Here is a 20754-nt window from a genome sequence, read left to right on the forward strand (position 1 = left end):
CTTCGTGCGACGGCCGAACTAATATAGCCAAAAACCTGGGGACACCTTGGACCCCGGGCACGACAGGAGACAACACGTGCAGCCCGAAACCGCAGGCAGCCAGCAGCTGCTGAAGGTCATCAATCGCATGGCGCTGGTGCGGCACCTCTGTGCCAACCCGGGCCTGTCCCGGGCCGACCTGGCCGGCGCCGTGGGCCTGACCAAGTCCACCGTCAGCCTGCTGGTGCGCGAGCTGGTGGCCGAGGGCTGGTTGGCGGAGCGCGAGGTCGTCGCCACCGGCGACCTGGGCCGCCGCCCCACGCCGCTGTTCGTCGACCCGGCCCGGCTGCTGCTGCTGGGCGCCGAGGTGGGCATAGAGTCCGTGCGCGTGGTCGCCACCTCGCTGACCGGCGAGGTGCTGGCCTGCGCGCTGGCCAACTACGGCGCCAGCCGCACGGCCAAGGCCTGCATGGCCACGCTGGCCACCGCACTGTTGAAGGTGCGCAAGCAGCTGGACGCCAGCCAGCAGATCCTCGGCATCGGCGTGGGCCTGCCCGGCGGCGTGAACGAGGCGCGCGGCGTGCTGCACTTCGCCCCCAACCTGGGTTGGCGCGACGTGGCCGTCGGCGAGCTGCTGGCCGACAAGCTGCAGGACAGCCTGCTCGCCGGCGTGCCGCTATTCATCCAGAACGAGGCCGACGTCGCTGCCCTGGGCGAGATGGAGTTCAACCCCGCGCCCGGCTCCGACCCGCTGCTCTACGTCTCCATCAATCAGGGTCTGGGCGCCGGCGTCATCGTCGGCGACCGGCTGCTGACCGGCAGCCGGGGCTTTGCCGGCGAGGTGGGCCACATGGTGCTGCAACTGGGCGGGCCGCGCTGCTCCTGCGGCCGGCGTGGCTGCGCCGAGGCACTGATCGCCACCCGCGCCATGCTCGGCGGCAGCGACGGCGAGCCCGTGCTGCGCTCGCTGGCCGAGGTGCGCGCCCACCTGGTGGACGAAGACCCCGAGACACTGAAGGCCGTGGCCTCCGCCGGCCGCTACCTGGGCGTACTGCTGCAGAACCTGGCCACGGCCTACGACCCCGGCTGCATCGTGCTGGGTGGCTCGGTGGTGGAGCTGGGCCAGCCCTTCCTGCAGCCCGCGCTGGACGCGCTGAACGACTACGCCGCCGCGGCCGGCCTGCCGCCGCCCACCGTGCGCACCTCGCGCTTCGGCGCCAACGCCGTCGCGGTGGGCGCAGCCGCGCTGGCCCGCTACCGACTCACCCGCCCCGCCCTGCCGCTGGCAGACACGGGACTGCCCCTGGCTGAGGAAGCCCTCTGATGTATCTCGGCATTGATCTCGGCACCTCGGAAGTCAAGCTGCTGCTGCTGGACGGCCGCGGCCACACTATCGGCAGCGCTGGCAACACGCTGACGCTGGCCAACCCGCAACCGCTGTGGTCCGAGCAGGCGCCCGCCGACTGGTGGACCGCCACGCAGGCAGCCGTGGCCACGCTGCGCGCGGCGCACCCGGACGAGTTCGCGCAGGTGCGCGCCATCGGCCTGTCAGGCCAGATGCACGGCGCCGTGCTGCTGGATGCGGCCGACAACGTGCTGCGCCCGGCCATCCTGTGGAACGACGGCCGCTGCCATGCCGAATGCGCCGAGCTGGAAGCCGCCGCACCGGCCCTGCACGCCATCGCCGGCAACCTCGCCATGCCCGGCTTCACCGCGCCCAAGTTGCTGTGGGTGAAGAAGCACGAGCCCGACGTCTTCGCGCGCGTGACCAGCGTGCTGCTGCCCAAGGACTGGCTGCGCCTGCAGCTGACCGGCGACAAGGTGTCCGACCCGTCCGACGCGGCCGGCACGCTGTGGCTGGACGTCGCCCGGCGCGACTGGTCCGACGAGCTGCTGGCCGCCACCGGCCTCACGCGCGCCCACATGCCGCGTCTCGTGGAGGCCAGCGAACCCAGCGGCGTGCTGCGCCCCGAGCTGGCACAAGCCTGGGGCCTGGGCGCGGAAGTCATCGTGGCCGGCGGCGCCGGCGACAACGCGGCCAGCGCCATCGGCATCGGCGCCACGGCGCCGGGCGACGGCTTCATCTCGCTGGGCACCTCGGGCGTGCTGTTCGTCGTCAACGACCGCTACCGGCCCAACCCGGCCTCGGCCGTCCACGCCTTCTGCCATGCGCTGCCCCAGCGCTGGCACCAGATGAGCGTCATGCTGTCGGCCGCCAGTTGCCTGCGCTGGTTCTGCCAGCTCGTGGGCCAGCACGAGAGCGCGCTGCTGGCCGAGCTGGCGCGCGACGACCGCACCGTCAACGACCGGGCCCCCCTCTTCCTGCCCTACCTGGCCGGCGAGCGCACGCCACACAACGACCCCTTCGCGCCCGGCGTGTTCCACGGCCTGAAGGCCGCCACCACGCGCGCCGACTGCACCTATGCCGTGCTGGAAGGCGTGGCCTTCGGCCTGGCCGACGGGCTGGACGCGCTGCGCGCTGCCGGCACCGAGGTGAGTCAGCTATCGCTGGTGGGCGGAGGCTCGCGCAGCCCCTACTGGGCACAGCTGATCGCCGACGTGCTGAACGTGGACATCGTCGTGCACGCCGGCAGCGAGGCCGGCGGCGCGCTGGGTGCAGCCCGTCTGGGCTGGCTGGCTGCCGGCGGCAGCGTGGACGCCGTTTGCACCCGCCCGGCGCTGTCGGCCCGCCACACACCCGACCCCGAACGCCATGCCCGCCTGGCCCCTCGCCTGGCGCGCTTCCGTGACCTGTACCAGCGCCTGCGTGGCGCTTGATCTTTGCAACCACCGACATGAGCTACTTCGAACACATCCCCGCCATCCGCTTCGAGGGCGCCGACAGCCCCAACGACCTGGCCTTCAAGCACTACGACAAGGACCGCATCGTCTTGGGCAAGCGCATGGAAGACCACCTGCGCTTCGCCGTCTGCTACTGGCACAACTTTGTCTGGACCGGCCTGGACCCGTTCGGCGGCGCCACCTTCGAGCGTCCCTGGTTCCAGGGCGGCAGCCCGATGGAGCTGGCCAAGCTGAAGGCCGACGCGGCCTTCGAGTTCTTCGCCAAGCTGGGCGCGCCCTACTACTGCTTCCACGACCGTGACGTAGCACCCGAGGGCGCCACGCCGCGCGAGAGCCAGGACAACTTCAAGCGCATCGTCGACGTGCTGGCGCAGAAGCAGCAGGCCACCGGCATGAAGCTGCTGTGGGGCACAGCCAACCTGTTCAGCCACCGCCGCTTCATGTCGGGCGCGGCTAGCAACCCCGACCCCGAGATCTTCAAGATGGCCGCGCTGCAGGTGCGCGACGCCATGGACGCCACGCTCGCGCTGGGCGGCGAGAACTACGTGCTGTGGGGCGGCCGCGAGGGCTACGAGACGCTGCTGAACACGCGCCTGGGTCAGGAGCTGGACCAGCTGGGCCGCTTCCTGAACATGGTCGTCGAGTACAAGCACAAGATCGGCTTCAAGGGCGCCATCCTCATCGAGCCCAAGCCGCGCGAGCCGTCCAAGCACCAGTACGACTTCGACACCGCCACCGTCTACGGCTTCCTCGTGCGCTACGGCCTGGAGAAGGAAGTGAAGGTCAACATCGAGGCCAACCACGCGACGCTGTCGGGCCATAGCTTCGAGCACGAGATCGCGACGGCGGGCGCTTTGGGCATCCTCGGCAGCCTGGACATGAACCGCGGCGACCCGCAGCTGGGCTGGGACACCGACCAGTTCCCCAACAACGTGCCCGAGACGGCCATCGCGCTGTACGAGGTGTTGAAGGCCGGCGGCCTGGGGTCGGGCGGCCTGAACTTCGACGCCAAAGTGCGCCGCCAGTCCATCGACGCGGCCGACCTCTTCCACGGCCACATCGGCGGCATGGACGTCTGCGCCCAGGCGCTGCTGATCGCCGAGAAGATGATCAACGACGGCCGCCTGCAGGCCGCCCAGAGAACGCGATATGCCGGCTGGGACACGCCGGCCGGCCAGGACATCCTGGGCGGCCGCCGCACGCTGAGCGAGCTGGCCGACGAGGTGCTGGCCCGCAACGTCGACATCGCCCCCGTCTCCGGCCGCCAGGAAGTGCTGGAGAACCTCGTCAACCGCCTCTGCGCCTGATAGACCGCCGCCCCGCTGCGCAAAGCGCCTGACGCGCCGACACGCAGCGGTTTTTTCCGCGCCGACTGACAACGCTGACATTTCCGCCCCGCGCCTCCCCGCCAGCCTTGCCCGCCGCCGCGCCCACGCCCCTTTCCCCACCGCCGAACCAGCAGCAGTACCCCTCGGCAAACACCATCCCCCGTGCCAACGAGCACTTCGAGAGGAGACATCCGTGAACAAGCCCCAGAGAACCCTGATTTCCATCGCCGCCGCCCAGGCGGCGCTGCTGTGCAGCGGCCTGGCCGTGGCGCAGAGCGCGCCCCCGCCGGCCGCCGCTGCGTCGGCGCCGGTGCAGAAGGTCGAGACCGTTGTCGTCAGCGGCCGCCGCGCGGCGCTGGAGTCGGCGCAGAAGATCAAGCAGAACGCCGACGAGATCGTCGACTCCATCGTGGCCGACGACATCGGCAAGTTGCCGGACAAGTCCGTCACCGAGGTGCTGCAGCGCATCGTCGGCGTGACCATTGACCGCACGATGGCCAAGAACGACCCCGAGCACTACTCGGTGGAAGGCTCCAGCGTGAACATCCGCGGCCTCTCCTACGTGCGCTCCGAGGTCAACGGCCGTGACACCTTCTCGGCCAACGGCGGACGCGCGCTGAACTTCGAGGACGTGCCGCCCGAGCTGATGGCCGCGGTGGACGTCTACAAGAACCCGTCGTCCGCGCAGATCGAGGGCTCCATCGGCGGCCTGGTGAACCTGCGCACCGCCATGCCCTTCGACTACGCCGGCTTCAAGGGCCACGTTACGGCCAGCGGCAACTACAACGAGTTGCAGGGCAAGTTCAGCCCCTCGGCCTCCGGCCTGCTGTCCAACCGCTGGAAGACCGACATCGGCGAGGTCGGCATGCTGATGAGCCTGGCCCACAGCAAGAGCTCCACCCGCACCGATCTGTGGCAGGTCGAGCCCTACTACAAGATCGACAGCACGCACTGGGTGCCCAAGGGCGCGCAGTGGCGCGACTCCAACTTCGAGCGCAACCGCAACGGCCTGTACGGCGCACTGCAGTGGAAGAAGGATGACCTCAGCAGCTCGCTGACCTACTTCCAGTCCAAGTACCGCATGCAGTGGGACGAGAACGCGCTGTTCGCGCAGACCACGCCCTGGAACATCGTCGTCGGCAGCGATGCCAAGTACGACAAGAACAACGTCTTCGTCAGCGGCACGCTGACCTCGCCGGCCGACGGCGGCGTCAACTTCGGCGCCGACACGCGCTACATGACGCGCAACTCCAAGACCAAGGATCTGGGCTGGAACCTCGCCTGGAAGGCCAGCGACAAGTGGTCGTTCAGCACCGACCTGCAGTTGGTCAAGTCCACCACCAATGCGTTCGACTCTACTGTCGCCACCGGCCTGCTGATGCCCAAGGAGACGCTGGACCTGTCAGGCAGCACGCCGCGCGTGGTGTTCGATGCCAGCGACCTGGCCGCGCTGCAGAACAAGGCCAACTACTACTGGGCCTTCACGATGGAGCACCTGGACCGCAGCAAGGCCGAGCAGAAGGCCTGGCGCGCGGACGGCAAGTTCAACTTCGACCATGCCGTGCTGCAGGATCTGTCCTTCGGCATCCGCCTGACCGACCGCGATGCCACCACCACCAAGACGGTGCCCGACTACAACTGGTCAGCCATCACGCAGACCTGGCAGCGCGGCTGGGACATCACCGGCCTGGCCTACCTGAACGACCCGCGTTTCAACGCGCCCACGCGGCTGCACACCTTCGACAACTTCTTCGGCGGCCAGAGCGTGCCGGCCATCTACGTGCCGGCGGTGTCGCTGGCCAAGGACTACCCGAACTCCTACCAGCTGCTGCACAAGTACCACGACGAGGTGCTGTGCATGCCGCAGTCCTGGCGCTCGGGCTGCACGGCCTGGGCCCCGGCCAGCTTCGGCACCGACCCGGCGGGCACCAACGAACAGCATGAGCGCTCGCAGGCCGTCTACGGCCAGCTGCGCTTCGACTTCAACGACGTCGGCGCGCCGGTGGACGGCAACGTCGGCGTGCGTGTCGTGCGCACCGACATGAAGGCCAGCGGCTACGTCGTGTTCAAGAACAGCGCCCCCACGCTGAACGCGGGCCAGAGCCTGGGCGGCGTGGCCGTGCCGGTGATCAGCAGCTTCAGCAGCCCCATCCAGGCCGAGCAGAACTACACCGACGTGCTGCCCAGCCTGAACCTGCGCTACAAGCTGAGCAACGAGCTGCAGCTGCGCGCCGCGCTGGGCAAGGGCGTCTCGCGCCCCGACTTCTCACAGCTGCAGGCCTACACGACGATGGAGCTGTCCACCAAGCAGCGCACCGAAGGCAACACCATCGTCGTCGACTCCGTCAGCCTGAGCGGCACGGCCAGCGGCAACCCACTGCTCAAGCCCGTGAAGTCCACACAGCTGGACCTGTCGGGTGAGTGGTACTTCTCCAAGAACGGCTCGGTGACGCTGGCGCTGTTCAACAAGGAGCTCAAGGACATCATCGTCAGCCAGTCGGCAACCCTTCAACTGCCGGCCACCAACGGCACGCCGCTGAACTTCACGGTCACGTCGCCGGTGAACGGCGCCAAGGGCCATGCCCGCGGCTTCGAGCTGGCCTTCCAGCGCTACTTCGACATGCTGCCGGGCTGGATGTCGGGCCTGGGCGTGCAGGCCAACTACACCTACGTGGACAGCAAGACGACGCCGTACAACCCGGTGCTGTCGGCCTTCTGCGCCGGCACCAGCACCGACGCGGTCAACCTCAACCTGAACATCAACGGTTGCGACACCGACGGCCGCACCTTCGGCAACCTGCCGCTGACCAACCTGTCCCGCAACGCCTACAACCTGGCGCTGCTGTACGACTACGGCCCGATCTCGGCACGCGTGGCTTACAGCTGGCGCTCCAAGTACCTGCAAGCCGTCAACGCCAACGGCACGCGCGGTGGCGACGGCCGCCTGGCCGACGGCACCGGCGTGGCCTACGCGCTGCCCACCTGGAGCGACGACTACGGCCAGATCGACGCCGGCATCACCTACCGCTTCAACGACAAGTTCAGCTTCAGCCTCGAAGGCTCGAACCTGAACAACGCGCTGGCACGGCAGCTGATGCAGCAGAACATCGGCATGATGACGCGCGCGGTGAACTACACCGGCCGCCGCTACTCGGTGCAGGCGAGCTACTCGTTCTGATGCGCTGACACGACCGTCCGGCGGCCACCGCGCCGCCGGATTTTCAGGATCCGCTATGAAATCAACCCACCTCGCCGCAGCGGTGCTGGCCGGCCTGCTGTCCATCGCGCCCGCCTGGGCCGCGGAAGCACCGCGCCTCGTCGCCAAGGACGGCCGCCACGCACTGCTCGTGGACGGCAAGCCCTTCCTCATCCTCGGTGCGCAGGCGCATAACTCCAGCAACTACCCCGCCGGGCTGGGTCCCGTCTGGGCCGCTGCCAACGACCTCAAGGCCAATACCGTGCTGATGCCCGTGGCCTGGGAGCAGGTGGAGCCCGAGGAAGGCCGCTTCGACTTCAGCTTCGTGGACACACTCGTCCAGCAGGCGCGCCAGCAGAACAAGCGCCTCGTGCTGCTGTGGTTCGCCACCTGGAAGAACACCAGCGCGCAGTACACGCCGGCCTGGGTCAAGCTCGCGCCGCAGCGCTTCCCGGCCATGCGCGACAAGGACGGCAAGGCGAGCTACTGCCTCAGCCCCTTCGGCACCGAGACGCTGAAGCACGACAAGCGCGCCTTCGTCGCGCTGATGACGCACCTCAAGAAGATCGACGCCCAGCAACGCACCGTGCTGATGGTGCAGGTGCAGAACGAAGTCGGCACCTACGGTCTCGTTCGCGACTTCGCGCCGGCCGCACAGGCCGCGTTCGAGCAGCCCGTGCCCGCCGCCGTGCTGGCGCGCCAGAAGCCCAAACTCGCGGCCACCGGCAACTGGCGCGAGGTCTATGGCGACTACGCCGACGAATACTTCCACGCCTGGGCCATCGCCCGCTACATAGGCGAGATCGCCGCTGCCGGCCGCGCGGTGTACGACCTGCCCATGTTCGTCAACAACGCGCTGCGCAACCCGCTGGAGCAGCCGCCCAAGCCCTGGGCCAACAACTTCTCCAGCGGCGGCCCGAGCTGGGACGTCATCGACATCTACAAGGCCGCCGCGCCGGCTGTGGACATCGTCGGCCCCGACCTCTACAACGCCGAGTCCGCCCAGGTGGAGGCCAACCTGCGGCTGTTCCAGCGCGCCGACAACGCGCTGTGGGTGCCCGAGATCGGCTCCAAGTCGGCCTACGGGCGCTACCTGTACTCAATGCTGGGCAGGGGCGCCATCGGCGTGTCGCCATTCGGCATGGACTACTTCGACTACAGCAACCACCCGCTGGGCGCCACCGCGACCGACAAGACCATCGTCGAGCCCTTCGAGCGCGTCTACCGCATGTTCGCGCCCATCCAGCGCCAGTGGGCGCAGTGGGCCTTCGACGGCAAGGTGCGCGGCGTCGGCGAAGCCGACGACCGCAAGCCCCAGCAGCTGGACTTCCCCGGCTGGACCGCCAAGCTGACCTACCGCCTGGGCCGCTTCGGCGAGGCCAGCTGGGGCCCGGAGTTCGCCAAGCCCGCGCCGGGCACCGAGGAGCCCAACGGCGGCGCCGCGATGGCGCAGCTGGGGCCTGACGAGTTCCTGCTGATCGGCCAGCGCGTGCGCGTGCGCATGGAGCCCGCCGAGGGCAGCAGCGGCATGATGCTGCGCGCCGAGCAGGGCCGCTTCGATGCCCAGGGCCGCTGGGTCATGGAGCGCGTTTGGAACGGCGACCAGGTGGACTGGGGCCTGAACCTGCCGACCGAGCCCGTCATGCTCAAGATCACCATGGCACGCCCCCACTGACCCTCATGCGCAGCTGCCGCCTGATCGCCGCCCTGCTCGCTGGCTGTGCCGCCCTGCACCTGCAGGCGGCCGAGCAGGTACTGCATTACGCCAGCCCGGCGCCGGACACACCGCAGGGCTGGGAGCAGCAGGCCCTGCCCATCGGCAACGGGCGCCTGGGTGCCATGCTGTTCGGCCAAGTGGCGCGCGACCGCCTGCAGTTCAACGACATCACGCTGTGGACCGGGGACCGCCGGACCATGGGCGCCTTCCAGCCCTTCGGCGACGTGGTGCTGACGCTGGACGACGCCGACGCGCCCGTCAGCGACTACCGCCGTGAGCTGGACATCGCCCGCGCCGTGAACCGGCTGACCTACACGCAGCACGGCGTGCGCTTCACGCGCGAGGCGCTGGCCAGCCACCCGGCCCAGGTCATCGCCTGGCGGCTGACGGCTGACCGGCCCGGCCGCTACCACGGCCGCATCGCGCTGACCGACCGCCATGGCGCGGCACTCAGCGCGGCCAACAACACGCTGACCGCTGTCGGTGCGCTGCCCAACGGCATGGCCTATGCGAGCCAGCTGCGCGTCGTGCATGAAGGTGGCACGGTCAGCGTCGACGGAAACACGCTGCGCTTCAACGGCGTCAACGCACTGACCCTCATCCTCGGCGCCGGCACCAGCTTTGCCGACGGCCAGCCACCGCTGCCGCGCGTGCAGCGCCAGGCGGCCGCCGCACCCCGCTGGGCGCAGCTGCGCGCCGCGCACGAGCGCGACGTGGGCGCCCTGCTCGGCCGCGTGACGCTGAACCTGGGCGCCACCCCGCCCGAGCGCCGCGCACTGAGCACTGACGCCCGCCTGGCCGCCTACACCCAGCACGGCAACGACCCCGAGCTGGAGGCGCTGTATTTCCATTTCGGCCGCTACCTGCTCGTCAGCAGCTCGCGGGACTCGCTGCCGGCCAACCTGCAAGGTCTGTGGAACGACCACCTGCAGCCACCGTGGAACAGCGACTACCACTCCAACATCAACCTGCAGATGAACTACTGGCCGGCCGAGGTAACCAACCTCGCCGAGACCGCACGGCCCTTCCACCGCTTCGTGCAGCGCCTGATCCCTGCGTGGCGCCACGCCGTGTCCGAGCGGGCCGCGCTAGCGCTGACCAACCCACAGGCCCTGCCGCCCGAGACACCGCCCTGGGACAACTCCGTGCAGCCGCCGCCAGAGACCTTCCTGACCACAACCGGGACCCCCGTGCGCGGCTGGGCGTTGCGCACCGAGACCAACCCCTTCGGCCACCAGGGCTACCTGTGGAACATGACTGGCAACGCCTGGTATGCCCGCCACTTCTGGGAGCACTACGCCTTCACGCAGGACCGCACCTTCCTGCGCGACGTGGCCTGGCCCGTGCTGCGCGAGGTGGGCGAGTTCTGGGAAGACCGGCTGAGGACCACGCCCGACGGCGGGCTCGTCGCGCCCAACGGCTGGTCACCCGAGCACGGCCCCATCCAGGACGGCGTGGCCTATGACCAGCAAATCCTGTGGGACCACTTCGACAACCTCGCCCAGGCCGCCGAGGTGCTGGGCGAGCCCGCCGCCCGCGACCGCGCCGCCGCCATCCGCGACCGTCTGGCCGGCCCGCGCGTCGGCAGCTGGGGCCAGTTGCTGGAGTGGATGGAGGAGCTGAAGGACCCAGTGCTGGACACGCCGCGCGACACGCACCGCCATGTGTCCCACCTCTACGCGCTCTACCCCGGCCGGCAAATCTCGCCCACCCGCACGCCCGCGCTGGCAGCGGCAGCCCGCACCACGCTGGCCGCACGCGGCGATGTGAGCACCGGCTGGTCCATGGCCTGGAAGATCGCCTTCTGGGCCCGGCTGCACGACGGCAACCACGCCCACGAACTGCTGCGCGGCCTGCTGGCCCAGCCCGGCGCGCGCAAGGCCCGCGAAGGCGCGGAGGTGCACCAGGGCGGCACCTACCCCAATCTACTGGACACCCACCCGCCCTTCCAGATCGACGGCAACTTTGGCGCCACGGCCGCCATCGCCGAGATGCTGCTGCAGTCGCATGACGGCGTCATCGCCCTGCTGCCCGCCCTGCCTGTTGCCTGGGGGCAAGGCTCGGTGCAGGGCCTGCGCGCGCGCGGCGGCTTCGTCGTCGATATCGCCTGGGCCCAGGGCCGAGTGACGCGCACCTCCGTGCGCGCCGTGGCCGGCGCGGGCGGCGGCCGGCTGCGCGTGGGCGAGCGCGTCATCGAGCTGCAACTGCGCCCCGGCCAGACCCGCACGCTGGAGTTCCCTCTGCCATGAGACGCCTGCTTCACGCCCTCTGCCTGGCCGTGCTGCCGCTGACAGCGCAGTCACTGGACCTGGACACCGGCCGCCCCGCGCCGGGCTGGCACATCGCCGTCACCGATTTCGAGGGCCAGGCCCGCCTGGCTGGCGAGCGCGTCACCGTGCCCAAGCCCGCCCAGCCGCGCGTGCCCAGCAGCCGCGTGGCCGCCCGGCGCGGCGACGACGGGGCCGTCACGCTGCAGTTCAGCCACAGCTGGATCGCGCAGCTGCGCTGGCAGGGCGGCCAGCCGCTGGACCTGAACGCCTACCTGCCGCAAGGCACCGTCGAGTTCGACCTCGACGTCATCGACCTTGCCCAAGGCGGCCTCAAGTTCAAGCTCGGCTGCGGCAAGGATTGCGAACGCAAGATCCCTTTCCTGTTCGCCGGCCGCGCGCTGGCGGGCCAGGGCCGGCAGCACCTGTCGTTCGCGCTGAAATGCTTCTGGCGGGAAGGGGACGACTTCAGCGCCGTGGACCTGCCCTTCACGCTGGAAGGCACCGGCAGCGGTGAGGTGCGCGTCAGCCGGCTGCGCCTGAACAAGGCCGGCAAGCCCACCACGGCCTGCCCCGACTACCGCACGCAGTCCGTCACGCCCGAGCCGCTGCAGGAGTCGTGGGCGGTGGACTGGTGGCTGCCGCGCCACGAGTCCAAGATCGCCGAGGTGCGCGCACATCAGGCCGCCGGCCGGCGCGTGGACCTGGTGTTCCTGGGCGACTCCATCACGCAAGGCTGGGAGAAGGAAGGTACGGCGGCATTTGCCCGCCACTTCGCCCCCCACCACGCCGTGGCGCTGGGCTTCGGCGGCGACCGCACGGAGAACCTGCTGTGGCGCCTGCGCCATGGCGCACTGGACGGCATGGCGCCTAAGGTCGTCGTGATGCTGATCGGCACCAACAACACCGGCGAGCGGCTGGAAGACCCGACGCTGACCGTGGCCGGCATCCGCGCCAACCTTGACGAGATCCGCCGCCGCCAACCCCAGGCCACCGTGCTGCTGATGGCGCTGCTGCCGCGCGGCGAGACGCCCGACGACCTGACCCGCCGCCACAACGCCCGCATCAATGCGCTGCTGCCATCGCTGGCCGACGGCCAGCGCGTGCGCTTGCTCGACATCGGCCCCGCACTGACCCAGCCGGACGGCACGCTGTCCCGCGACCTGCTGCCGGACTTCCTGCACCTCAGCCCGGCCGGCTACGACATCTGGGCCCGCCGCCTGGACGCCACCCTGACCCCTCTGCTGGCGCCCTGACGGCGCCTCCTCCCTGCCCCCATGACCGCACTGACCTACTCCAGCCCCTTCCCCACCGACTTCGTGTTCGGCGTCGCCGCCGCGTCCGCCCAGATCGAGGGCGCCGCCTTCACCGACGGCAAGGGCGAATCCATCTGGGACCGCTTCAGCCGCGAGCCCGGCAAGGTGCTCGGCGGCGACACGCTGGATGTCGCCTGCGACCACTACCACCGCTTCGACGAGGACTTCGCGCTGATGGCGTCCCTCGGCGTCAAGCACTACCGGCTGTCCATCGCCTGGCCGCGCATCTACCCGAACGGCGACGGCGAACTGAACCCCGCCGGCCTGGACTTCTATCACCGGCTGTTCGCCAGCATGAAGAAGCACGGCATCACACCCTGGGTCACGATGTTCCACTGGGACCTGCCGCAAGCGCTGGAAGAGCGCGGCGGCTGGACCTCGCGCGTCACGGTGGACGCCTTCGCCCGCTACGCCGACACCATCGTCAAGGCCTTTGCCGGCGAGGTGACGCACTGGATCACGATGAACGAGATCCGCTGCTTCACGCTGCTGGCCTACGGCTACGGCACCAAGGCACCGGGCCGCAAAGAGAGCGCCCAAGTCGTCAACCAGACCTTCCACCACGCGCTGCTGTGCCACGGGCATGGGGTGAGGGCCGTGCGTGAGTTCGGCGGCGCGGGCGCCGTCGTGGGCCTGACCGACAACTGCGACGTCTGCATCCCCGTCACCGAGACGCCAGCCGACATCGCCGCCGCCAAGGCGTGGTTCCTGGAGAAGAACGCCCACGTGCTGGGCGCCATGCACGCCGGCCGCTACCCGGCGGACTACTTGGCCCGCGTGGGAGCCGACGCGCCCACCGTGCTACCCGGCGACTTCGAGCTCATCAGCCTGCCTACCGACCACCTGGGCCTGAACATCTACACCGGCACCTACGTGCGCGCCAGCCGCAACGGCGCCGCCTGGGAGACCGTGCCGCTGCCGGCCAACTACCCGCGCGCCGACAGCCCCTGGCTGCACATCGCCCCGCAGGCCATTTACTGGGCCACGCGCTTCGCGGCCGAGTGCTATGGCCACCAGGCGCTCTACATCACCGAAAACGGCTGCGGCTACAACGACGAGCCGGTCGTGAACGGCGAGGTGCTGGACCTGCACCGCCGCGACTTCCTGCGCAACCACCTGCGCGAAGCCCACCGCGCCATCAGCGACGGCGTACCGCTGCGCGGCTACTTCCTGTGGAGCTTCATCGACAACTACGAGTGGGAAGACGGCTACCAGCGCCGCTTCGGCATCGTGCACTGCGACTACGAGACGCTGGTGCGCACGCCCAAGCTGTCGGCGCTGTACTACGCCGACATCATTCGTGAGCGGCGGATTCTTTGAGCCCCGCTGAAACAAAACACCCGACGGCGACGCCGAGCTTCGTAGGGCGGGTCATGACCCGCCGGCACGGGCGGGCTGTCGCCACCGAACGGCGGGTTGCCGCCACCGAACGGCGGGTCATGACCCGCCCTACACCATGAATCCGCAGAATCTGACCCTGAACATGGCCGTCGTGCCACCGTCGGCCGACCGCCTGCCCATGCGGCAGAAGGTGGGTTTCGGCCTGGGCTCCATCCTGGACATGTGGGGCCACTGGCTCTACCCCTCGCTGGCCTTCCACGTCTTCAACATCTTCCTCGGCGTGGCACCCGGGCTGATCTCGACGGTGCAGATGGTGAAGATCTTCATCGACGCCGCCAGCGACGCCATCTTCGGCTGGCTCTCCGACAACACCCGCACGCGCTACGGCCGGCGGCGGCCCTTCATCCTGGTGGGCGGCGTACTCGCCGGCATCGGCCTGCCGCTGATGTTTGCCGTCGGCAAGGGCTGGACCGACACGCAGTACTTCGTCTTCATGCTGGTCAGCATGCTGGTCTACGTGCCGGTGATGAGCTGCTTCAACATGCCCTGGGTCAGCCTGGGCTCGGAGATGACGCCGGACTATCACGAGCGCACCTCGGTGATGGCCATCCGCAACGCCATCCAGAAGGGGCCGGAGCTGGCGATGTTCTTCGCCGCGCAGTTCACGACGCTGGCCATCTTCAACGACCCCGCCACCGGCAAGCCTGACATCCTGCGCGGCGCGCAGACCTACTGCGCCATCCTGGGCGCCATCATGGTGGCGGTGTCCATCGCCATCTTCCTGCTGGTGCGCGAGCGCTACTACGAGAAGCTGGTGTCGCGCACGCAGACCCACATCCCCTTCGCCGACACGCTGTGGCGCACGCTGCGCTGCAAGCCCTTCCGCCACGTGCTGCTGATGGCGCTGGCCTACGGCATCGGCACGGCCATGGTGGGCGCCCTGGGCTACTACGCGACCGTCTACTACGTCTGCAAGGGCGACGTGACGCTGGCCACGAAGTGGAACACTGCCATGGGACTGGCCGGCATGGCCTTCGGCTTCGCGGGCATCCCGTTCTTCACGTGGATCGCGCGCAAGCACGGCAAGCGCGCCGCACTGGCCACGGTGCTGGTGATGGCCATCGCCGCATTCATCGGCGACTGGTGGCTGTACGACCCCGAGCGCCCCTACCTGCAGCTGTTCGCCTGCGGCTTCGTCGCCTTCACCGGCGCAGGCTTCTGGACGCTTTACGGCGCCACCATCGGCGACGTCGTCGACTACGACGAATCACAGACCGGCCAGCGCCGCGAAGGTTCGTTCTCAGCCTGCCAGTCCTGGATCACCAAGGTCGGCATCGCGCTCGGCGTCGGCGCGTCGGGCTGGATCCTGCAGTTCACGGGCTTTGACTCAAAGCTGAACGTGCAGACGCCCGAGGCCCTGCTCTGGATACGCCTGCTGCTGTCGGGCATCCCCGTCATCGGCCTGGTGCTGGCACTGATCGCCATCTTGCGCTTCCCGCTGACGGAGGCACGCATGCTGGACATCCGCCGGCAGCTGGAAAGCACGCGAGGCACGGTATGACGCTGTCGCGCCGGCACGCCCTGCAACTCGCCCTGGCCGGCGCCAGCGTGCCGGCCTCGGCCGGCGTGGCGGGGGCGCCCAGGCCGGGCGTCGGCCTCGAAGGCCAGCGCCAGGCCGACCGCGGCGATGGCCGCTACCTGAACCCCATCGTGGCCGGTGACCATGCCGACCCGACGGTGCTGAAGGACGGCGCCGACTACTACATGACCTTCTCGTCCTTCCAGTCCTACCCGGGTGCCGTCATCTGGCACTCGCAGGACCTGGTGAACTGGACGCCCATCACCGCCGCCTTGCACCAGCCCATCGGCACGGTCTGGGCGATGGACCTCATCAAGCACGCCGGCCGCTACTACCTCTACATCCCGGTGCTGCAGGACGCCGGCACCGGCATCTACGTCATCCACGCGGACAACATCCGCGGCCCGTGGAGTGCACCCATCGATCTGAAGATCCCTGGCTGCATCGATCCCGGCCACGTGGTGGGCGAGGACGGCCGGCGCTACCTCTTCGTCAACGGCGGCCGCCGCGTGCGGCTGAGCGACGACGGCCTCACCACCGACGGCCAGCTGCAGGCCAACGCGTGGACGCCCTGGCAATACCCCAAGGACTGGGTGGTCGAGATGTTCGCGCCCGAGGGCCCCAAGCTGTTCCGGCGCGGCGCGTGGTTCTACCTGATCAGCGCCGTCGGCGGCACGGCCGGGCCACCTACCAGCCACATGGTCACGGTGGCCCGCTCACGCTCCGTGCATGGGCCGTGGGAGGACGCGCCCAACAACCCCATCGTGCGCACGACGAGCATCGACGAGCCCTGGTGGTCGCGCGGCCACGCCACCGTCGTCGAAGGCCCGGCGGGGGACTGGTGGATGGTCTATCACGGCTACGAAAACGGCTTTCGCACGCTGGGCCGCCAGGCGCTGCTGGAGCCGGTCGAATGGACCGCCGACGGCTGGCTGCGCGCCAAGGGCGGCACGCTGGACCAGCCGCTGCCCAAGCCGCGCGGCGGCAAGCCGAGCCCGGCTGGTTTTGCGCTGTCGGATGACTTTTCCTCGGGCAAGCTCGGCCTGCAATGGGCCTTCCATGCGCCGGGGCCGGACGAAGCCCGGCGCCTGCGCTTCGACGGTCCGTCCCTCGTCATCCGCGGCAAGGGCCGGGCGCTGCCGGACAGCTCGCCGCTGACCTGCGCCTGCGGCGACCGTCGCTACGAGGTCACGGTGGATCTGGAGATCACTGGCGACGGCCACGGCGGCCTGGCGCTGTTCTACGAAGAGCGCGGCCATGTCGGCCTGGGCTTCAGCGCCACGCAGATGCTGACCTATGGCTACGGCCAGGAGCACGCGTGGATGCGCGAGCCGCTGCCCGCCACGACGGGCACGCGCCGCGTGCGCATCCGCCTCGTCAACCGCGAGCACATCGTCACCTGGCACGTCAGCCACGATGGCGGCGGCACCTGGACCCAGCACCCCTGGCAGATGGAGGTCTCCGGCCTGCATCACAACGTGTTCGGCGGCTTCGTCAGCCTGCGGCCTGCGCTGTTCAGCGCCGGGGCCGGCGAGGTGCGCGCCCGCAACTTCACCTACCGAGGACTTCCCGCATGACGCCTTCCCGCCGCCAAGTGATCGCCGCCGCCGCCGCACTGCCGCTGGCGGCCCAGGCCGCGCCGCCACAGCGCCGCATCGTGCTGGACCTGGCGACCGCCAGCCAGCCGCTGGACCGCTTCTTCGACCACTGCGTCGGCGCCGACTACCCCGGCACGCTGTTCCGAGAGGACTCGCTGGCCCAGCTGAAGACCACGGTGGATGAACTGGGCTTTCGCTACCTGCGCTTCCACGCCATCTTCCACGACGTGTTCAAGACGGTGACGCGCGACGCCGCCGGCCAGCTGGTGTTCGACTTCACCGGCATCGACAAACTCTACGACGCGATGCTCGCGCGGCGCATCAAGCCATTCATCGAGCTGGGCTTCACGCCGCTGGCGCTGAAGACGTCCGACCTGAAGATCTTCTACTGGGCCGGCAACACGTCGCACCCCGAGCCCAAGGGCTGGGTCACACTGATCGACGCGTTCACGCGCCATCTGTTGCAACGCTATGGTGAGAAGGAAGTCCGCAGCTGGTACTTCGAGGTCTGGAACGAACCCAACCTCGACGGCTTCTGGGAAAAGGCCGACAAGCAGGCCTACTTCGACCTCTACACCCGAACGGCCAAGACCATCAAGGCCATCGACCCGCAACTGCCGGTGGGCGGCCCGGCCACCGCCGGCGCGGCCTGGGTACCCGAGTTCCTGGCGCATGCCAAGGCGACCGACACGCCGGTGGACTTCGTCACCGTACACACCTACGGCGTGGACGGCGGCTTCCTGGACGAGTTCGGCAAGGAAGACCTGATGCTGCTGGCCACGCCCGATGCCATCCTGGCCGACGTGCGCCGCGTGCGCAAGGAAATCGACGCCTCCCACCTGCCCGGCATTCCGATGTTCTTCACCGAATGGAGCAGCAGCTACAACCCGCGTGACCTGGTGCACGACAGCTACATGAGCGCCGCCTATGTGCTGACCAAGCTGAAGGGCTCGCAGGGCCTGGCACAGCACATGAGCTACTGGGTCTACAGCGACCTGTTCGAGGAGCCGGGCCCGCCGGATGCGCCCTTCCACGGCGGCTTTGGGCTGATGACGCGCGAGGGCATCCGCAAGCCGACCTGGTTCAGCTACAAGTACCTGGCCGCGCTGGCCCGGCTGAACGGCCGGCAGGTGCCCACCAGCGACGAGCAGACCTGGGCGGCCACCGACGGCCAACAGCTACAGGCCATCGTCTGGGACTGGCGCAACACCGAGCAGAAGGTCAGCAACCGCAGCTTCTTCGGCAAGCCCCAGCCCTCGCGCGACGTGGGCACCGCCACGGTCGACCTGCGGGGCATGGCGCCCGGCCGCTACCAGCTCACGCAGCACCGCGTGGGCTACGAGGTCAACGACGCGCACACGGCCTACCTGAAGATGGGCTCCCCCAAGAACCTGGACGCCCGCCAGCTCGCCACGCTGCAGGGCCTGACCACGGACCAGCCCGAGGCCCGGCGCGAACTGCGCGTGGGCGCCCAGGGCACGGCCACCGTCACGCTGAAGCTGCGCAGCCACGACGTCGTGCTGCTGGGCCTGAAGCGGCTGGGCGCATGAGGCGCCGCGACGCCGCGCTGAGCCTGCTGGCGGGGCTGGCCGGCTGCGGCGGTGGTGGCAGCGGTGGTGAGGCCTCCGCCAGCACCCCGGCCGCCGTCGCGCCGGCACCGCCGCCGGCTGCCGCCTCGCCCTACCCCAACTACAACACCAGCCCCAAGGCCGCCGATGCGACCGGCATGGCCGACAACGCCCTGCAGATCGCGCAGAAGCTGCGCCTCGGGCTGAACATCGGCAACACGCTGGAGGCCGTCGGCGGCAAGAGCGAGACCTACTGGGGCAACCCGCGCATCACGCGCGAGTTCGTGCAGTTCGCCAAGGCCTCGGGCTTCAACGCGATCCGGCTGCCGGTGTCCTGGAACCCCTACGCCGACGCCGCCACGGCCAAGATCGAGATCGCCTGGCTGGCCCGTGTGCAGGAGGTCGTGCAGTACTGCGTGGACGCCGACCTGCATGTCGTTCTCAACATCCACTGGGACGGCGGCTGGCTGGAGGAGCACGTCACGCCCGAGAAGCAGGTGGCCGTCAACCACCGGCAGAAGGCGCTGTGGGAGCAGATCGCCACGGCGCTGTGCCACGTCGACGGCCGGCTGCTGTTCGCCAGCGCCAACGAGCCCAACGTCAAGACCGCCGCGCAGATGGCGGTGCTGATGAGTTACCACCAGACCTTCATCGACGCCGTGCGCGCCACAGGCGGGCGCAACGCCTGGCGCACGCTGGTCGTGCAGGGCCCGTCCACCGATGTGGAGTTGACGAGCCAGCTGATGACAGGCTGGCCCACCGACACCGTGGCCGGCCGGCTGATGGCCGAAGTCCACTACTACACGCCCTGGAACTTCACCGGCATGACCAAGGACGAGAGCTGGGGCAACCAGTTCTATTACTGGGGCCAGGGCAACCACTCCGCCACCGACACCGCCCACAACCCCACCTGGGGCGAAGAAGCCACGCTGGACACGATGGTGGGGCTGATGAAGGCCCGCTTCATCGACCGGGGCATTCCGGTCATCGTCGGCGAGTACGGCGCGCAGGACCGCAGCAGCACGCTCACGGGCGACGCCCTCGCCCTGCACCGCCGCAGTCGTACCGCCTACGTGCGCACCGTCACGCAGCGCGCCCGCGCGGCCGGCCTGGTGCCCTTCTACTGGGACACCGGCAGCCTGCTGGACCGCAACAGCAACCGCGTGCTCGACGCCCCCCTCCTGGCCGCGCTGATGGACGGCGCGCGCTGAGAGGGCGAGCGCTTTTCACCCCAAGAAAGACAAGCCATGAGACAAGCCTTCTTCGCCGCCCTGTCACTCACGCTGGCCCTGGGCATGGCCGCGCCTGCGGCAGGCGCCGCCGAGGCCGCGACCGCCGAGGTCAGCATCTCCAACGTCGTCGTCACCACGGTGGCGCTGGACGCCGAACCCTGGATCACCGGCGCGTGGCCCTGGCTGGTGCAGAACACCGGGCCCGGCTGGCCGGCGAGCGGACCGGCCACCGTCGCCGAGGCCAGCCTTGGCAACGCCGGCCTGCTCGATGGTTCCAGCGGCTGGCTGGGCAGCAGCCGCCAGGCGGCCGTCGCCAACGGCACTGCCTCGGCCAGCGCCAGCGTCCGCTTTTCGGGCGGCGACCTGAGCAGCGCCGGCGCGGCCACGTCGTTCGCCAGCGCCAGCGGCGGCGAGGTGGCCACCGCCACCGCCCGGCTGTGGGATGCCGCCTTCATGGTGGGCGGGCGCACGCGGGTGGTGGTCAACCTGACGCTGGACAGCCTCTCCGCCACCGGCCAGGGCGGCACCGCGATGGCGCTGGCCACGCTAGGCATCTGGCACAACGCCAGCGGCGCCGGCTTCGTCAACGCCGAGGCGCAGGCCATAGACGCGCCGGACTTCTCCGTCGCCTACAACGGCCCCGCGACGCTGTCGGTCAGCTGGGACAACGCGTCCAGCGAGGTTGCCGTGGCGCGCATCACGCTGCTGACCTCGGCGCAGGTGCTGTCGGCCACGGCAGCCCCCGTCCCCGAGCCCGCGCCGGCCATGCTGCTGGCACTGGGGCTCGCCGCCCTCGCGCTGCGCCACCGCCGCCGCTGAGCAGCCGCCCCA

13 protein-coding genes are annotated in these 20754 nt (G+C 69.6%); all 13 read left to right on the forward strand.

The window, feature by feature from the left end; translation table 11 throughout:
* The first annotated feature begins 76 nt into the window (after positions 1-76).
* The 13 genes from ACG0Z3_RS14285 (at position 77) to ACG0Z3_RS14345 (ending at position 20742) form a co-directional block, all read left to right on the forward strand.
* Positions 77-1303 carry an ROK family transcriptional regulator gene (locus ACG0Z3_RS14285; RefSeq protein ID WP_394398507.1) on the forward strand — a complete coding sequence of 409 codons (1227 nt, stop codon included), beginning with the start codon at positions 77-79 and terminating at the stop codon, positions 1301-1303.
* Positions 1303-2757, forward strand: coding sequence for a xylulokinase (gene xylB / locus ACG0Z3_RS14290; RefSeq protein WP_394398509.1), 1455 nt, complete (start codon positions 1303-1305; stop codon positions 2755-2757). Before ACG0Z3_RS14285 ends, xylB begins: the two co-directional genes overlap by 1 nt.
* Positions 2758-2774: 17 nt before the next feature.
* The gene (gene xylA, locus ACG0Z3_RS14295) at positions 2775-4088 is read left to right on the forward strand and encodes a xylose isomerase (RefSeq protein WP_394398511.1); all 1314 of its coding nucleotides are present in this window, start codon (positions 2775-2777) and stop codon (positions 4086-4088) included.
* Between the two features lie 214 nt (positions 4089-4302).
* Entirely contained in the window at positions 4303-7287 is a 2985-nt protein-coding gene (locus tag ACG0Z3_RS14300) for a TonB-dependent receptor (RefSeq protein WP_394398513.1), read from the forward strand.
* Between the two features lie 55 nt (positions 7288-7342).
* Complete coding sequence (locus ACG0Z3_RS14305; RefSeq protein ID WP_394398515.1) at positions 7343-8980, forward strand: DUF5597 domain-containing protein; 1638 nt, start codon at positions 7343-7345, stop codon at positions 8978-8980.
* A gap of 5 nt (positions 8981-8985) precedes the next feature.
* Positions 8986-11271 (forward strand): glycoside hydrolase family 95 protein, encoded by a 2286-nt coding sequence (locus tag ACG0Z3_RS14310; RefSeq protein ID WP_394398517.1) that lies wholly within the window; start codon positions 8986-8988, stop codon positions 11269-11271.
* Positions 11268-12545 carry a GDSL-type esterase/lipase family protein gene (locus ACG0Z3_RS14315; RefSeq protein WP_394398519.1) on the forward strand — a complete coding sequence of 426 codons (1278 nt, stop codon included), beginning with the start codon at positions 11268-11270 and terminating at the stop codon, positions 12543-12545. The genes ACG0Z3_RS14310 and ACG0Z3_RS14315 overlap by 4 nt, the downstream gene beginning before the upstream one ends.
* Before the next feature lie 21 nt (positions 12546-12566).
* Positions 12567-13925: a GH1 family beta-glucosidase gene (locus ACG0Z3_RS14320; protein ID WP_394398521.1), complete on the forward strand. Its 1359-nt coding sequence runs from the start codon at positions 12567-12569 to the stop codon at positions 13923-13925.
* 136 nt (positions 13926-14061) lie between these two features.
* The gene (locus ACG0Z3_RS14325; protein WP_394398523.1) at positions 14062-15507 is read left to right on the forward strand and encodes an MFS transporter; all 1446 of its coding nucleotides are present in this window, start codon (positions 14062-14064) and stop codon (positions 15505-15507) included.
* The gene (locus tag ACG0Z3_RS14330; protein ID WP_394398525.1) at positions 15504-17102 is read left to right on the forward strand and encodes a family 43 glycosylhydrolase; all 1599 of its coding nucleotides are present in this window, start codon (positions 15504-15506) and stop codon (positions 17100-17102) included. The genes ACG0Z3_RS14325 and ACG0Z3_RS14330 overlap by 4 nt, the downstream gene beginning before the upstream one ends.
* Complete coding sequence (locus ACG0Z3_RS14335; RefSeq protein ID WP_394398527.1) at positions 17099-18673, forward strand: GH39 family glycosyl hydrolase; 1575 nt, start codon at positions 17099-17101, stop codon at positions 18671-18673. Before ACG0Z3_RS14330 ends, ACG0Z3_RS14335 begins: the two co-directional genes overlap by 4 nt.
* Positions 18670-19902: a glycoside hydrolase family 5 protein gene (locus ACG0Z3_RS14340; protein WP_394398529.1), complete on the forward strand. Its 1233-nt coding sequence runs from the start codon at positions 18670-18672 to the stop codon at positions 19900-19902. The genes ACG0Z3_RS14335 and ACG0Z3_RS14340 overlap by 4 nt, the downstream gene beginning before the upstream one ends.
* A 36-nt stretch (positions 19903-19938) precedes the next feature.
* Positions 19939-20742, forward strand: coding sequence for a PEP-CTERM sorting domain-containing protein (locus ACG0Z3_RS14345; RefSeq protein WP_394398531.1), 804 nt, complete (start codon positions 19939-19941; stop codon positions 20740-20742).
* Positions 20743-20754: the final 12 nt, after the last annotated feature.

The organism is Pelomonas margarita (assembly GCF_043555875.1).
Classification (GTDB): domain Bacteria; phylum Pseudomonadota; class Gammaproteobacteria; order Burkholderiales; family Burkholderiaceae_C; genus Pelomonas; species Pelomonas margarita.

Excerpts from the sequence above, each read along its gene's own strand:
- ACG0Z3_RS14340 (WP_394398529.1), top strand. The coding sequence starts at position 18,670 with ATGAGGCGCCGCGACGCCGCGCTGAGCCTGCTGGCGGGGCTGGCCGGC.
- ACG0Z3_RS14335 (WP_394398527.1), top strand. The coding sequence starts at position 17,099 with ATGACGCCTTCCCGCCGCCAAGTGATCGCCGCCGCCGCCGCACTGCCG.
- ACG0Z3_RS14315 (WP_394398519.1), top strand. The coding sequence starts at position 11,268 with ATGAGACGCCTGCTTCACGCCCTCTGCCTGGCCGTGCTGCCGCTGACA.
- ACG0Z3_RS14345 (WP_394398531.1), top strand. The coding sequence starts at position 19,939 with ATGAGACAAGCCTTCTTCGCCGCCCTGTCACTCACGCTGGCCCTGGGC.
- ACG0Z3_RS14310 (WP_394398517.1), top strand. The coding sequence starts at position 8,986 with ATGCGCAGCTGCCGCCTGATCGCCGCCCTGCTCGCTGGCTGTGCCGCC.
- xylB (WP_394398509.1), top strand. The coding sequence starts at position 1,303 with ATGTATCTCGGCATTGATCTCGGCACCTCGGAAGTCAAGCTGCTGCTG.
- ACG0Z3_RS14320 (WP_394398521.1), top strand. The coding sequence starts at position 12,567 with ATGACCGCACTGACCTACTCCAGCCCCTTCCCCACCGACTTCGTGTTC.
- ACG0Z3_RS14305 (WP_394398515.1), top strand. The coding sequence starts at position 7,343 with ATGAAATCAACCCACCTCGCCGCAGCGGTGCTGGCCGGCCTGCTGTCC.
- xylA (WP_394398511.1), top strand. The coding sequence starts at position 2,775 with ATGAGCTACTTCGAACACATCCCCGCCATCCGCTTCGAGGGCGCCGAC.
- ACG0Z3_RS14325 (WP_394398523.1), top strand. The coding sequence starts at position 14,062 with ATGAATCCGCAGAATCTGACCCTGAACATGGCCGTCGTGCCACCGTCG.
- ACG0Z3_RS14330 (WP_394398525.1), top strand. The coding sequence starts at position 15,504 with ATGACGCTGTCGCGCCGGCACGCCCTGCAACTCGCCCTGGCCGGCGCC.